At 37.1% G+C, this 15,425-nt stretch carries 17 protein-coding genes; 16 read left to right on the forward strand and 1 reads right to left on the reverse strand.

Annotation, left to right across the window (positions count from 1 at the left end):
- Positions 1–60 precede the first annotated feature (60 nt).
- From E1I69_RS01960 to E1I69_RS01975, 4 genes are all read left to right on the forward strand, one after another.
- The gene (locus E1I69_RS01960; protein ID WP_136377955.1) at positions 61–828 is read left to right on the forward strand and encodes a menaquinol-cytochrome c reductase cytochrome b/c subunit; all 768 of its coding nucleotides are present in this window, start codon (positions 61–63) and stop codon (positions 826–828) included.
- A gap of 109 nt (positions 829–937) precedes the next feature.
- Positions 938–1,528: a DUF1405 domain-containing protein gene (locus E1I69_RS01965; RefSeq protein WP_136377956.1), complete on the forward strand. Its 591-nt coding sequence runs from the start codon at positions 938–940 to the stop codon at positions 1,526–1,528.
- Positions 1,529–1,591: 63 nt separating this feature from the next.
- On the forward strand, positions 1,592–2,392 hold the full coding sequence (gene ypjB, locus E1I69_RS01970; RefSeq protein ID WP_136377957.1) for a sporulation protein YpjB: 801 nt from the start codon (positions 1,592–1,594) through the stop codon (positions 2,390–2,392).
- A gap of 110 nt (positions 2,393–2,502) precedes the next feature.
- A complete protein-coding gene (locus E1I69_RS01975; RefSeq protein WP_136377958.1) occupies positions 2,503–3,177 on the forward strand; it encodes a zinc metallopeptidase in 675 nt (224 codons plus the stop codon).
- Between the two features lie 122 nt (positions 3,178–3,299).
- Here E1I69_RS01975 and E1I69_RS01980 read toward each other — a convergent pair whose 3' ends face one another.
- Complete coding sequence (locus E1I69_RS01980) at positions 3,300–4,205, reverse strand: YitT family protein (RefSeq protein WP_136377959.1); 906 nt, start codon at positions 4,203–4,205, stop codon at positions 3,300–3,302.
- 108 nt (positions 4,206–4,313) lie between these two features.
- Between E1I69_RS01980 and E1I69_RS01985 the strand changes: the two genes are divergently transcribed.
- The 12 genes from E1I69_RS01985 (at position 4,314) to E1I69_RS02040 (ending at position 15,420) form a co-directional block, all read left to right on the forward strand.
- On the forward strand, positions 4,314–4,649 hold the full coding sequence (locus tag E1I69_RS01985; protein ID WP_136377960.1) for a nucleotide pyrophosphohydrolase: 336 nt from the start codon (positions 4,314–4,316) through the stop codon (positions 4,647–4,649).
- Between the two features lie 17 nt (positions 4,650–4,666).
- Complete coding sequence (gene dapB / locus E1I69_RS01990; protein ID WP_136377961.1) at positions 4,667–5,467, forward strand: 4-hydroxy-tetrahydrodipicolinate reductase; 801 nt, start codon at positions 4,667–4,669, stop codon at positions 5,465–5,467.
- 14 nt (positions 5,468–5,481) lie between these two features.
- Positions 5,482–5,901, forward strand: coding sequence for a methylglyoxal synthase (mgsA, locus tag E1I69_RS01995; protein ID WP_136377962.1), 420 nt, complete (start codon positions 5,482–5,484; stop codon positions 5,899–5,901).
- 60 nt (positions 5,902–5,961) lie between these two features.
- Complete coding sequence (gene bshA, locus E1I69_RS02000; RefSeq protein ID WP_136377963.1) at positions 5,962–7,095, forward strand: N-acetyl-alpha-D-glucosaminyl L-malate synthase BshA; 1,134 nt, start codon at positions 5,962–5,964, stop codon at positions 7,093–7,095.
- A 12-nt stretch (positions 7,096–7,107) separates the two neighbouring features.
- On the forward strand, positions 7,108–8,295 hold the full coding sequence (locus tag E1I69_RS02005; protein ID WP_242634518.1) for a CCA tRNA nucleotidyltransferase: 1,188 nt from the start codon (positions 7,108–7,110) through the stop codon (positions 8,293–8,295).
- On the forward strand, positions 8,280–9,266 hold the full coding sequence (locus tag E1I69_RS02010) for a biotin--[acetyl-CoA-carboxylase] ligase (RefSeq protein WP_431731851.1): 987 nt from the start codon (positions 8,280–8,282) through the stop codon (positions 9,264–9,266). Before E1I69_RS02005 ends, E1I69_RS02010 begins: the two co-directional genes overlap by 16 nt.
- 343 nt (positions 9,267–9,609) lie before the next feature.
- The gene (gene panB / locus E1I69_RS02015; protein WP_136377966.1) at positions 9,610–10,443 is read left to right on the forward strand and encodes a 3-methyl-2-oxobutanoate hydroxymethyltransferase; all 834 of its coding nucleotides are present in this window, start codon (positions 9,610–9,612) and stop codon (positions 10,441–10,443) included.
- Between the two features lie 2 nt (positions 10,444–10,445).
- A complete protein-coding gene (panC, locus tag E1I69_RS02020; protein WP_136377967.1) occupies positions 10,446–11,291 on the forward strand; it encodes a pantoate--beta-alanine ligase in 846 nt (281 codons plus the stop codon).
- A gap of 50 nt (positions 11,292–11,341) precedes the next feature.
- The gene (gene panD / locus E1I69_RS02025; protein ID WP_136377968.1) at positions 11,342–11,725 is read left to right on the forward strand and encodes an aspartate 1-decarboxylase; all 384 of its coding nucleotides are present in this window, start codon (positions 11,342–11,344) and stop codon (positions 11,723–11,725) included.
- 51 nt (positions 11,726–11,776) lie between these two features.
- Positions 11,777–14,545: an ATP-dependent DNA helicase DinG gene (gene dinG / locus E1I69_RS02030; protein WP_136377969.1), complete on the forward strand. Its 2,769-nt coding sequence runs from the start codon at positions 11,777–11,779 to the stop codon at positions 14,543–14,545.
- A gap of 215 nt (positions 14,546–14,760) precedes the next feature.
- On the forward strand, positions 14,761–14,931 hold the full coding sequence (locus tag E1I69_RS02035) for a YpmA family protein (RefSeq protein ID WP_136377970.1): 171 nt from the start codon (positions 14,761–14,763) through the stop codon (positions 14,929–14,931).
- 15 nt (positions 14,932–14,946) lie between these two features.
- Positions 14,947–15,420, forward strand: a complete 474-nt coding sequence (locus E1I69_RS02040; RefSeq protein WP_136377971.1) for a DUF5590 domain-containing protein — start codon at positions 14,947–14,949, stop codon at positions 15,418–15,420.
- The last annotated feature ends 5 nt before the right edge of the window (positions 15,421–15,425 follow it).

The following is a 15,425-nucleotide window of genomic DNA, read 5'->3' on the forward strand; positions in this document are numbered from 1 at the left end:
TTTAATGAATAATACTATCTCTTTTGAATGAAAATTCTCTAAAAAGGAGGGGGACCGATTATGCATCGTGGAAAAGGAATGAAATTTGTTGGGGACTCACGTGTTCCTGTAAGTAATAAAAAACATATTCCTAAGGATTACTCCGAGTATCCAGGGAAAACAGAAGCATTCTGGCCAAACTTCCTCTTAAAAGAATGGTTAGTTGGTTCTGTTTTCTTAGTCGCGTTTTTATGTTTAACAGCAGCACATCCGTCACCACTTGAAAAAGTCGCTGACCCTACAGCTGCAGGTTATATACCGCTACCAGACTGGTATTTCTTATTCATGTACCAATTGATTAAATACACATATGCATCTGGTGATTTTAACGTTATTGGTACACTTGTTATTCCTGGACTTGCATTTGGAGCGCTTTTACTTGCACCATTCTTAGATCGTGGTCCTGAACGTAGACCATCAAAGCGTCCAATTGCTACAGGTATGATGCTTTTAGCATTTGCTTCAGTTGCATACTTAACATGGGAATCTGCATCTCATGTAGACTGGGAAGCAAGAGCTGAATCTGCGAAAATAGTAGCAGAGGCAGAAATTGATAAGGATTCAGAAGGCTATGCGATTTATTCAGCTCAAAGCTGTATTGGATGTCACGGTCAAGACCTTGAAGGAGGTCCAGCTGGAAAGGCGCTAGTCGATAATGGATTATCTCCTGAGGATATTGCGAGGATCGCTAGAGAAGGTCAAGGTAATATGCCTGCTAACGCCTTTGAAGGATCTGACGAAGAATTACAAAAGCTCGCTGAATTTATTTCAAGTGTAACTTCTAAATAAACAAACAAAAGCTGACTATTAAGGGTCAGCTTTTTTTTTGATTTTTCTTGACAAGGTAACTGTATTTAAGAGAATCTTGATGTAAGAAAATAGGAAAGTTGGTACATGCATGAAATGGATTACATATTTAATGGGGCAACGATGGGTACTTTGGATTTTATTACTTATTAACATTCCAGGAACTATCTACGGATATGTTTGGTATGAAAGTCAACTAAACATTACTCCACCAAAATTTTTAATCTTTGTTCCAGACAGCCCGACGGCAAGCTTGTTTTTTTGTTTTGTGTTAATCGCCTTTTTGCTAAGAAGAAATTGGCCGCTTATTGAAGCGTTGGCAATTGTAACCCTTTTTAAATATGGGATATGGGCAGTGGTCATGAATATTCTTACTTATTTTGTTGATGGTTTCAATATTTATGGGTATATGTTGATTTTTTCTCACCTCGGGATGGCAATTCAAGGACTATTATACGCTCCGTACTATCGCATAAAGCCAATCCATTTAATGATCGCAGCAGTATGGACCTTACATAATGATGTAATTGATTATGTTTTCTTTATGATGCCAAGATATAGCGTACTCGATCAATATATACCGCAGATCGGCTATTTTACATTTTGGTTAAGTATGGTTTCCATCCTCATTACTTATTTACTTTGTATAAAAAAAGATCGCTATCAACTAGAACTTCAATAAATTAGTGGTCTACTCTTGTCCAATCTATCATACATTTTAATAGATGTTTGAGGAGGGACAAGTATGAAAATTTCTAGAATTATATGCATTATTTGTTTTATAGTTATGATTCATCCTATATCCATAAACGCTACCTCCAATGAAGAAAATTGGGATAAGCTTGATCAAATATCTGACCAAGCCCTACAAATGGTGAAGCAGGAAAGATACCAGGATGCTAAGCAATTGTTAACACATTTTTCAAATGAATTCCTTCGAATGAATCAGCGTGACCGATCTTTTTCAATGGATGAACTACGAATCATTACATTAACTCATGAATCTGCCCTTGAAGCAGTTACATCTAATTCACTCGGACTTGAAGAAAGAGTCAATCGTGTTACCCAATTTCGTTTAGTGGTAGATGCGATGAGGTCTGAGTATCAGCCAATGTGGACAGAATTGGAAGATTCTATAATGACGACGTTTGACCAAATGAAGGAAACGATTGAAGAAGGTGATCAGGAAACTTTTAATCACTTGCTGACTATCTTTCTATCAAAATATAATATCATTCATCCGAGTATTACTGTGGACATCACTCCTCAAGATGTTCAAAAAATAGATTCTCATATTGCGTTCTTAGATTCGTACCGTAACGAAGACCTGAAGACTGCTACTAGAATACAACAGCTTGAACAAATGGAATTAGATCTAAAAAATATGTTTGAGCGTATGACGGAGGATGATGCCGATCCGTCGCTGATTTGGGTGATGATTTCAACAGGTGGGGCGATTATTCTTACATTAATCTATGTGGGCTGGAGAAAATATAAAGGTGACAAGCAAAAACGCCAAAAACAGAGAGATTACGAAGAACGCTAACAGTGGGACATATCCCACTGTTTACTTTAGAGATTTTTGTAAGCAAGACAATTGACATTGAGCGAATCTCTATCTAAAATTAGATTATACTATAATTTGGAGGAAAAAAAATGATTCTAGTTTATTTTGCTTTGATCATTATCATTCCGATATATGCACAAATTAAGGTGAAAAGTGCATATAAGAAGTATTCAAAAATTCCTTCTTCATCAGGTATGACGGGTGCAGAAGTAGCAAGAAGAATACTTGATCAAAATGGATTATATGATGTAAGAATCGAAGAAACACCAGGTTTACTTTCAGACCATTATGACCCAAGAACAAAAGTCGTTCGACTTTCAACAAACAACTATTATGGAAATTCTATCGCTGGTGCAGCAGTTGCAGCCCATGAAGTTGGTCATGCGATTCAAGACCAACAAGATTATGCTTTCCTTCGTTTCCGTCATGCACTTGTACCGGTAGCGAACATTGGATCGAACTTTTCGTGGATTTTAATCATTGCTGGTATTATTTTTACAATGGCGAATTTAATTCTAGTAGGAATTATCTTTATGGCAGCCGCCGTGTTATTCCAACTTGTTACACTACCAGTTGAATTCAATGCCTCATCAAGAGCTATGAATGAAATCGTCTCTGCAGGCGTCATACGAAACGACGAAGAACGCGAAACAAAGAAAGTACTAAACGCAGCAGCCCTCACCTACGTTGCAGCAGCAGCGGTAGCGGTACTTGAACTATTGAGATTAATCCTAATATATACAGGGATGACTCGAGAAGAATAAAGAAACGGAAGCCGGTTTCCTAAAGTGGATAACCGGCTTTACTCATGGTCTAGGAAATTATAAAATTTACCATTGTGGATAACTTTTTTGACCAATTTGTGAGTGAGCTGAATTTAATTTGATCACCGCTCGATCGGCTTTTTATTCTCATCCAACGTAAACCCTTCTCCAAGCACATCGTGGACATCACTAACTGAAACAAAAGCATGTGGATCGACAGAGATAATCACTTGCTTTAAACGACCGACTTCACTTCTTCCGACAACACAATATAAGATATGCTTCTCCTGCTTCGTATACGACCCCATTCCCTTTAAGATCGTTACTCCACGATCCATCTCATGTAATATCTTTTCAGCAATCTCATCATTCTTCTCTGAAATAATCATAGCGCCCCGAGCAGCATAGGCACCTTCTTGCATGAAATCAATCACTCGTGCTCCAATGAAAACAGCAAGCAGGGTGTACATAGCCTCACGATAAGAAAGGTAGAAGATGAGGGAGACCGTAATAACCACCGCATCAAATAAGAACATCGTACGCCCCATTGGCCAACCAACATATTTGCGTACAAGCCTTGCGATGATATCGACACCGCCAGTTGTACCACCATATCGAAAAATAATACCTAGACCAACCCCAATAAACACACCGGCAAATAACGCTGCTAGCATCAGGTCGCCATCAAGTGGAATATCAAATTGATAACGTTGAAAGAACCATAAAAATATTGAAACACTTACTGTACCGATGAGTGTATAATAAAATGCAATACGACCAAGAAGCTTCCACCCAAGAAAAAACAATGGAACATTTAAAATCAAGTTCGAATAGGACGGATCAAATTTAAATAAAAAATACAGCAAAAGTGTGATTCCTGTAAAACCGCCCTCTGCAAGATTATTTTGCATATTAAAATGCACAATCCCAAACGAAAATATGGCGGAACCCAGCAAAATGAATATAATATTTTTTATTGAAAACTTCAAAGTTAAATACCCCCGGAATAGAAATAATTGCCACTTCATTATAAAGTATGGGTGAAAAACAAACAAATCATGTCGTATAAAAGAATTATTTGTCAAAAAGCTATATTTTAAGCTAACATAGGAATAGAAACGATAGAGGTGATAGGAATGGCAGATAAAACGATGAAACAGCTGCAAGAAGAGGTAGATGCATACATAGGCCAATTCAAAGAAGGTTATTTTAGTCCGCTAGCATTACTGGCTAGGTTGACTGAGGAACTAGGGGAACTTGCGAGAGAGGTTAATCACTACTATGGTGAAAAGCCTAAAAAAGGCACAGAAACGCAAAAAACAGTGGCTGAAGAAACAGGTGACTTGTTATTTGTTCTGATTTGTCTTGCAAATTCCTTGAACATTGACCTTGAAGACGCACATAATACTGTTATGAACAAATTTAATACAAGAGACAAAGATAGATGGACACGTATTGACACGAATAAATAAGGGGGAATACATACATCATGGATACAATCAAAATCGTAGTTGCAGGTCCGAGGGGCAGAATGGGAAAAGAAGCGGTTGCCCTTGTTCAAGAAACAGAACATTTTTCTCTAGTAGGGGTAATCGATCGAAAAAACAATGGTCAGTCTTTACGTGATGTAGAAGGGTTTTCGAATGTAAATGCACCGATTTTTACGGATATTGTCGAGTGCTTTTCAGAAACAAAACCAGACGTCTTGATTGATTTAACTACACCTGAAACAGGTAAATATCATACTGAGGTTGCTATTGAACATGGGGTTCGCCCTGTAGTAGGCACAACAGGCTTTACGAAAGAAGAATTAGATAGACTGTCTCAAATGGCAGAGGAACGGAAGGTAGGTGCAATTATCGCACCTAATTTCGCTGTCGGTGCTGTACTAATGATGAAGTTTTCACAAATGGCTGCCAAGTATTTTCAAGACGTGGAAATTATCGAGCTTCACCATGACCAGAAACTTGATGCACCCTCTGGCACAGCTGTTAAAACAGCCGAATTATTGACGGCAGTTAGAGAAACAAAACAACAAGGACATCCTAATGAAAAAGAAACAATCCAAGGAGCTCGAGGTGCTGAGTACGATGGAATACGCATACATAGTGTACGCTTGCCGGGACTTGTTGCGCATCAAGAAGTGATGTTTGGCGGAAATGGACAGATGCTTTCCATACGTCATGATTCATTCAACCGCGCATCCTTCATGTCAGGTGTCAAATTATCAGTTGACACTGTAATGAATCTTGATGTTTTAGTGTATGGGTTAGAAAATATCATCGAATAAGGGGATACATAACTATGAAAATTGCTCTAATTGCTCACGATAAAAAGAAAAATGACCTGGTTCAGTTTTCAACAGCTTATACATCTATTTTGGAACAACATGAATTGTTCGCGACAGGCACAACAGGCTTACGCATTTCTGAAGCTACTGGACTGCAAATCCACCGGTTTCAATCAGGACCACTAGGCGGTGACCAAGAAATCGGGGCGATGATTGCAAATAATCAAATGGACATGGTAATCTTTTTTAGAGACCCACTAACTGCACAGCCACATGAGCCAGATGTTTCTGCATTGATTAGATTATGCGATGTATATTCTGTTCCATTAGCAACGAATATGGGAACGGCAGAGGTACTGATTCATGGACTTGAAAAAGGATTTTTTTCTTGGCGTGAAATCATACGTGAAAGACAAGAAGGCGGTAATCAATAAGCTTTCAAATCTTTAGCAGTATCCGTATTTGTAATTAATGTAGAAGTGGGAGATTCTTCAATGAAACTTAAAATCGGGATCACCTGTTATCCTTCAGTTGGAGGATCAGGTATCGTTGCAACAGAGTTAGGGAAGTTACTTGCAGAAAAAGGACATGAAATCCACTTTATTTCTTCAAGTCTTCCATTCCGTTTAAACAAAATATACACAAATATTTATTTTCATGAGGTAGAAGTCAATCAATATTCGGTATTTAAATACCCACCTTATGATTTAGCTTTAGCAAGTAAAATGGCAGAGGTTACAAAAAGGGAAAAGCTTGATCTTTTACATGTTCATTATGCCATCCCACATGCAGCGTGCGCGTATTTAGCAAAGCAAATGGTGGGTGGGGATGTTAAAATTGTGACTACCCTTCATGGAACTGATATTACCGTTCTCGGATATGATCCATCTTTAACTGAACTTATTCGGTTTGGAATCGAACAATCTGATGCTGTGACAGCTGTTTCTAAATCACTTGTCGAACAAACCTATGAATTAATTGAGCCAAAAAAAGAGATTAAAACGATTTATAATTTTGTGGACGAGAAAATTTACTACAAACGAAAAGTGGATGATTTACGAGAACAGTATGGGATACAAGAAGATGAAAAAGTTATTATTCATGTATCTAATTTCCGAAAGGTAAAACGTGTTCCTGACGTTGTACAAGCATTTAACTTGATTCAAAAAGAAGTGAAATCCAAGCTATTATTGGTTGGAGATGGACCTGAATTAACCACTGCTTGCAAATTAATTAATAAGTTTGGACTTAATGATAAAGTTCTCCTTTTGGGAAAACAAGAAAACCTCCCAGAACTATATTCAATTAGTGACTTAAAGCTTTTATTATCTGAAAAAGAAAGTTTTGGACTTGTTTTAATTGAAGCAATGGCTTGTGGGGTTCCAACGATTGGAACAAACACGGGGGGTATTCCAGAGGTCATTGATGAAGGTATAGATGGCTATATTTGTGAACTAGGGGATATTGAAGACATCGCAAGCAAATCAATCGCATTATTAAAAGATTCCGATTTACATAGAAAAATGTCTAATCAGGCAATCCGCTCTGTTCAAGAAAAGTTTAATTCCGAGCGAATTGTTAATGATTATGAGGATTTGTATTATTCTATTCTTGAAGATAAACGTTGAGAGGGGCTCTCGATGATGGATGAACCTTTTGTAAAAGCAAAAAAAATTCTTACAACATTACATAACAACGGCTATGAGGCTTATTTTGTTGGTGGTTCAGTCCGTGATTATCTTTTACAACGACCGATTGGTGATATCGATATCGCAACTTCTGCCCGCCCAGAGCAAATTATGGCTATATTTCCGAAAACCATTGATGTAGGTGCTGTTCACGGAACAGTCATAGTTTTACATAACGATGAACAATATGAAGTGACTACATTTCGAACAGAGGAAGGGTATGATGACTATCGGAGACCTTCTCATGTTGAATTTGTCACTTCCCTTCATGAGGACTTAAAAAGAAGAGATTTTACGATGAACGCAATTGCAATGACGATCGATGGATCCATTATTGATCCTTTCGGAGGAAAGAAAGCAATTGAAGAGAAACGAATTCAAACTGTCGGTGACCCTAACGAACGGTTCTTTGAAGATGCACTTAGGATGATGAGGGCTGTTCGATTTTCAAGCCAATTGTCCTTTTTATTATGTAAGGAAACGGAGTCAGCCATTAAAGAAAATGCGGCATTATTAAAAAAGATTTCAGTAGAGCGGATTACAATAGAATTTGAAAAATTACTGAGTGGTCCGAGTTGCCAGGAATCCATTCCAATCTTAGTAAAAACCAATTTGTTTCAATATTTACCAGGCTTTACAGATGAAATTCAAAGTTTAGTACGGTTTTCCTACTATAAATGGAGTCAACTTCAAGAGAGAGCTGAATATTGGACACTTGTTTGTTATTTATTGAACAAAAACGATAGTAAGGCATTTTTAAGACAGTGGAAATTGCCGAATAAAATAATTGAGCAAGTTGTAAAAAATAGAATTTTTCTTGAAAAAGTCATACAAACAGGTTGGAATAAACGTCTCCTATATGATTGTGGGATAGAATGTATCCAACAGATAGAACGCATTTTAGAAGTTTTAAGGATTCATCAAGAAGTGTCACCGTTACAGAAATTTAAAAAATTGCCTATTACACAACGTTCCGAACTTGATATTACTGGTGAAGATTTTTTACTCTGGTACAAGCAAAAACCAGGGAAATGGGTAGCGGATCTTTATGAAATAGTTGAAAATGCAATTCTGGAAAACAAAGTTGAAAATAACAAGGAAAAGATAAAGGAGTGGCTTCTATCGTGCAATCAGAAATAAGAAAGAAATTGTTAGAAGTCTTCTCTAGTGCCAACGGGGAGTTTATATCTGGACAAAAATTAAGCGAGCAACTTGGGTGCTCGCGTACAGCCGTATGGAAGCATATTGAAGATTTACGAAATGAAGGATATGAATTAGAAGCCGTTCGCAAACTGGGTTATCGTATTATTACGAAGCCTGATAAAATTAGTGCCAATGAAATTCAGCTGGGCCTTGAAACTAAAAGTTTAGGGCGAAATATTCATTTTGAGGAATCGGTAACCTCTACCCAGAAAATTGCCCATAAATTAGCGTATGAAGGTGCTGTCGAAGGTACACTTGTTGTGGCAGAAGAGCAGACAACTGGACGAGGCAGATTGGATCGGACATGGTATTCTCCTAAACATACCGGAGTCTGGATGAGTATGATTTTAAGACCACAAATTCCACCATCACAAGCACCGCAATTAACTTTATTAGCTGCAGTTGGTGTCGTCCAAGCAATCCAAGAAGTGACAGGTTTGGAGCCAGATATAAAATGGCCAAATGATATTTTAATCCATCAGAAAAAAATTGTGGGTATTTTAACGGAGCTTCAAGCTGAAACAGACCGAATTAATTCAGTCATTATTGGAATTGGCATAAATGTAAATCAAGAATTGAGTCAATTTCCTGAGAATCTGCATACCATTGCTAGTTCACTAGCGATTGAAAAAGGCGAGAAAATTGACCGTGCCAAATTAATTCAGGTGATTTTATTGAAAATTGAAAAGCTATACAAGGAGTATTTACAACATGGCTTTAAGGTCGTGAAACTTTTATGGGAAAGCTATGCGACAAGTATTGGAAAGCAGATTATTGCTAGAACCATTTCTGGCTCGATTGAAGGAAAAGCAATTGGCATCAATGAGGAAGGTGTATTACTTCTTGAGGATGCAGCAGGGACGGTTCATCATATTTATTCAGCAGATATTGAACTTCCTAAAAAATAAAGTGTAGAAAAGAATGAGAATCTTTTATATAATTCAAAGTAATGGGTGGTATCCGTTATGGAACTACACCATGCACCAAGCTTTTACTTTTTAACAATGCAATACACAATTGTATTCTGCCTTGATCCATTGGACTGGGACAGAGGGATGAAATTTACCGAACTTATTCATGTTTAATCCTTCTTTCTCTATTTGAAAGTAGGATTTTTTACTTTATTTTCGCAAAAAACTACCACGAATCGGTCTTTTCATCTCCTCTTTTTAGGAAACTCAAGGGACACTTGAGCAAGGCGACTTTAAAGAAGGTTTGTTGACTTTCTAAAAGCCAAAAGGAGGAAAAATGATGAAACAAACAACGGAATTCTTGAAAATGAAACAAAGGAAAGAGCCAATTGTTATGCTGACGGCTTATGATTACCCATCTGCTAAGCTTGCAGAAGAATCCGGAGTGGATATGATCCTTGTCGGTGATTCAGTAGGGATGGTTGTATTAGGCTATGATTCTACTATTCCAGTAACAGTAGATGATATGATTCATCATACGAAGGCCGTAAAACGTGGAGCAATGGATACATTTATTGTAACGGATATGCCATTTATGTCTTATCATGTTTCACGTTCAGAAACGTTGAAAAATGCAGCACGAATTATTCAAGAATCTGGAGCCCACGCTGTTAAAGTTGAGGGGGCAAAGGACGTTATTTATACGATTTCAGCTTTAACAGAAGCAGGAATTCCTGTCGTTGCGCACCTTGGTTTAACACCACAGGCAGTAGGAGTATTAGGTGGCTATAAGGTACAAGGAAAAGATGCAGAAAGTGCAAGACAGTTAATTGAGGATGCAAAAAAAGTCGAGGAAGCAGGAGCAATTGCTTTAGTATTAGAATGCGTACCGAAACAATTAGGTGAAGAAGTAACAAACAGCGTTTCAATTCCTACAATTGGTATTGGTGCTGGAAACCAAACGGACGGTCAAGTTCTTGTATTTCACGATGTGATTTCATATGGGGTTAATCGTGTTCCTAAGTTTGTAAAACAATATGCTTCAGTGAATGAACCAATTTTACAAGGACTTTCAAATTATGTGGATGAGGTAAAAGCACGCTCATTCCCAGAAGAAAAACATACGTATACAATGAAAGAAGAAGAGCTTGCTAATCTTTACGGGGGAAAATAAACATGAAAGTCATCACATCAATCCAAGAAATGCAGCAATATATGAAGTCATTAAAGCTAGAGGGAAAAACAATCGGATTCGTACCGACAATGGGCTATCTTCATGAAGGACATTTGACCTTAATAAATAAGGCTAGAAGTGAAAATGATGTGCTAGCTGTGAGTATATTTGTAAATCCACTGCAATTTGGTCCAAATGAGGATTTTGATTCCTATCCACGTGATTTTGAAAGTGATCGTAAATTAGCAGAGAACAATGGTGTGGATGTTCTTTTTCATCCAAGTACTGAAGAAATGTATCCAACAAAAATGTCTCTTACAGCAGTCGTCCATTCAAGAATCAATGTATTATGCGGTAGGCAGCGTAATGGTCATTTTGACGGAGTTGCGACGGTACTTGTTAAATTATTTAATATCGTACAGCCAGATCGGGCATATTTTGGTTTGAAAGACGCTCAGCAGGTCGCTGTTGTGGATGGATTAATCACAGATTTTAATTTTCCAATAACTCTTGTACCAGTGGCAATTGTTCGTGAAGAGGATGGACTTGCGAAAAGTTCTCGTAATGTTAATTTAACTCCACAAGAGAGGTTGGAATCAACAAAATTATATGAAAGTCTTCAAATGGCAAAACGAGAGATCGAAAAGGGACAACGTAATCCGAAGGTGATTGAGGAATTAATAAAAAAACATATTACAGGACATACATCAGGGGTTATCGATTATGTTGAAATGTACCGCTATCCTGAACTGGATGAGCTTTCTGAACTAAAGGGAAGAATCATTATTGCGCTAGCTGTCAAGTTTACAAAAGCGAGACTTATTGATAATATTACTTTTGATGTATAAATATTTTTGATCTTTGATGGAAATCTAAAAGAGATTCAAGGAGGAGCATCATGTTCCGTACAATGATGAACGCAAAAATACACAGAGCACGTGTAACAGAAGCTAACTTAAACTATGTGGGTAGCATTACCATTGATAAGGATATATTAGATGCAGTCGGGATGGTTGCTAATGAAAAAGTTCAAATTGTAAATAATAATAATGGGGCTCGACTTGAAACGTATATTATTCCTGGTGAAAGAGGAAGCGGTGTATTTTGTTTAAACGGTGCTGCCGCTCGTCTAGTACAAGAGGGCGATGTCATAATTGTCATCTCATATGCAATTGTACCTGAGGAAAAAGTAGAAAATCATATGCCGCGAGTAGCGATTATGAACGAAAATAATCAAATTAAAGAATTAATCTTTGAAGAACCAGCTGCAACTGTACTATAAACGGTATATACGCCCCCAATTTGGGGGCGTTTGTGTTAGGAGGTGGCACCAATGAAAAAACGCTTTGTCGTTGTAGACCTAGAAACAACCGGGAACTCACCAAAAAAAGGTGATAAAATCATACAGTTTGCAGCGGTTGTGATTGAAGATGGAGAAATTGTTGAAAGATTTGCAACCTTCGTTAATCCGAAGCAGGACATACCGGTTTTTATTGAGCAATTTACTGGGATATCTAATGAAGTGGTAGCGAATGCACCTGATTTTTCAATCGTTGCGCCAGAAATAATTTCATTGTTTGAGGATTCCTATTTTGTAGCTCATAATGTCCCTTTTGATTATTCGTTCTTGCAGGAAGAATTAGCACAGTGTGGGTTCAAAAATTTTCATTGTCTCACCATCGATACGGTTGAACTATCAAGAGTCATGCTTCCTTTAGCAGATAGCTATAAGTTGGGGCAACTTGCTGAGTCTCTATCATTAACCCATGAAAACCCTCATCAAGCCGATAGTGATGCAGAAGTTACAGCTGAAATTCTTTTGAAAATTTTACATAAAATCGAACGATTACCGCTTGTTACGGTTCAAAAATTATATTCACTATCAAGGTTTTTCAAAAGCGATATTCGTGAAATTTTAAGTGGAATTCTAGAAGAAAAATCAAACCAAGTGGAAAAGGATACAAAATTTGATATTTATCGTGGCCTTGCACTTCATAAAATTACGAAACAAAAAGAAAGACGAAAACAAAAAAGCTATACATATACTGAGATATTTCACTCAGTGATTCACCACTTTCCGTTTCGTCAAGGTCAGCTAGAAATGGTACAAACGATACATCATGCAATGGAAACAAACCAGCATGCTTTGATTGAAGCTGGTACGGGGATAGGTAAATCAATCGCATATTTGCTCCCTGCTATTTATATCTCCAAAATGAAGGGACGCTGCCTGATCAGTACGAATACTCTACAGCTGCAGCATCAGCTTTTGGAAAAAGATATGCACAAATTGCGTGACATTCTATCATTTGATTTTAATGCTGCGCTTTTAAAAGGAAGAGGGAACTACCTCTCTTTAAGAAAGTTTGAACAAACTCTTTATGAGAACACAGATAATTATGATGAAGTGTTAACAAAAGCGCAAATTTTAGTATGGTTAACAGAAACAGAAACAGGGGATATTGACGAAATTAATTTACCGTCAGGTGGCAAGTTACTATGGGAACGAGTGAAATGTACAGTTGAACATCCCGGATTTGAAGATCCTATCTGGGAATCAAGGTGTTTTTATCAAAAGGCAAAGAAAGCGGCTGAAAAAGCAGATATCGTGATTACAAATCACGCCTTACTTTTACAGGATTTAAATAATCAATTTGAAATTCTGCCACCGTATGAATATTTAATACTGGATGAAGCCCATCATTTTGAAGCTTTAGCAAAACGGCAACTTGGCTTCCATATTCATTATTTATCAATCCATTCTGTCCTCATGAGAATTGGACTGCTCGACACGAATGACTTGCTTGCAAAATCTTCGAAACTGATGGAAAGAAACGGATTTGACTTAGATTCTTTTTTGCGTGTAAATCAACTTATCAAGGATATTAAAGCAGCAGCTAATGATTTTTTTCGGATGATCCGCAGTCATGTTTTAATGAAACAGCAAGAAGAAAATGAAAAGAAGCGGATTCAATATATTTTTTATCCGATACAGGAATCTGGTGGATATTGGCAGGAAGCAATTGAGCAATTAACAAAGTTAAACATATTAAAAAAAGAACTTATAAATAAAGTCAATTATCAAAAACAGCAAATCATCCAAAATAAGTCCTTATTTACGCCATTACAGCTTGGGTTATTTAATGATTATATCTTGACTATCGATTTATTAATGGAGAAATGCTCCCTTATTGAAAACATTCTGAACGTCAATCAGCATCAGCTTACGTGGATTGAAATTGATCCAAAAGGTCCTGTCAACTCGGCAGCCCTTCTAGTAGAGCCGACAGACATCTCAGACTTTTTAGCTGATCACTTTTTTACTTTTAAGAAAAGTGTCGTCATGACTTCAGCAACATTAACGGTAGATGATTCGTTTACCTATATGATTGAAAGACTGGGCTTGGTTGATTTTCAACCTTTAACATTATCGATACCTTCACCGTTTGATTTTGAGCGTCAGGCAGCACTGATGGTACCAACAGATCTACCACTAATCAATTCTGTTTCTCAGGATGAGTTTGTTGATTCAATATCAGATCAGATTGCTAAAATTGCAAAGAAAACAAATGGTAGGATGCTTGTATTATTTACTTCCTATGAAATGCTACAAAAAACTTACTTGAATTTAAAAGATAGGGAACAGCTTGAACAGTTTGTATTAATCGCCCAAAGTATAAGTGGTGGGAGTCGCGCAAAATTAACGAAGAATTTTCAAGCCTTTGATAAGGCAATTCTTCTTGGAACAAGTAGTTTTTGGGAAGGTGTGGATATTCCTGGAGAGGATTTAAGCGCACTTGTTATTGTTAGACTTCCGTTTGCACCACCAAATGATCCGATGTCCATTGCTCGTGCCAAGGAGATTCAAGAAAAGGGAGGAGACACCTTTAGAGACCTCTCGTTACCGGATGCTATTATACGTTTTAAACAAGGCATAGGTAGGCTAATCCGATCTGAAAAAGATAAAGGGGTTATTTTTATTCTGGACCGCAGAATTGTCTCAACTCAGTATGGACAAAAGTTTCTAACATCAATTCCAAAAATGAAATTTTTCCACAAACCACTTCCTGAGCTTTTAGATCATATAGATGAATGGCTTTAACGAAAAAAGACCTGTCAAAAGACAGGTAAAGGCATGGGATTGGAGTTGATTTTATTGAAAAACTGTATTGTGAATGGTTATACACCTGTTATAATGATGTAAGGCAATAAAATGTAAGACAACTTCAACTGTAATGTTGTAGTACTACTATTGTTGCCTGATGCGTCTAACGTATGAGTAGTAAAATTTGTGATGAATGAAGGGAGAGCTCTTGCTTGGAAAGTAAGATAGAAGTTCTATCAACTGTTAAAATTCAAAATACTCCTGATTTATATAAAATTGTTGATTTGTTAAATCGAACATTAAAGCATGAAGATCTCATGTTTGGTCTTGCACTTGATCGAGATGATCAAAAAAAGTGCGTTTTTACAATTTATCGTACGTAAAGTAGTGAATAAAAAATGAAAAAATGGATTATTGGCATACTCGTTGTTCTCCTTGTCCTTATTATTTGGAAAGGAGTTACTATTTATCAAAAGGCTCTTGAGCCATTAAACAATGCTGAAGCAAAAGGAAATAAAATCGCGCTTGAGAAAACGCAAATGGAAACAATAGAAGATAGCTATACATATCTTGGAACAAAAGCATATCAAGTTGTCATTGGGAAAAATGCTAAAGATGAAGCAATGATTGCTTGGATTCCGCTGGATAAAGGGGAAATTGTAACACGCTATAAACGTGAAGGGATTTCAGAAAATGAAGCCCTTACGATTTTAAAAAGTGAACGAGATCCACAAGAAATTCGCTCCGTTAAACTGGGAATCGAAGATAATAACCCGATATGGGAAATTATTTATATCGGTAGTGATAATCGTTTGACCTACCATAAACTTTATTTTGAAAATGGTAAATATCGCAATTCAATCAAACCATAAAACAT

The sequence above is a fragment of the Bacillus timonensis genome (assembly GCF_004799755.1).
Taxonomy (GTDB): domain Bacteria; phylum Bacillota; class Bacilli; order Bacillales; family Bacillaceae_L; genus Ferdinandcohnia; species Ferdinandcohnia timonensis_A.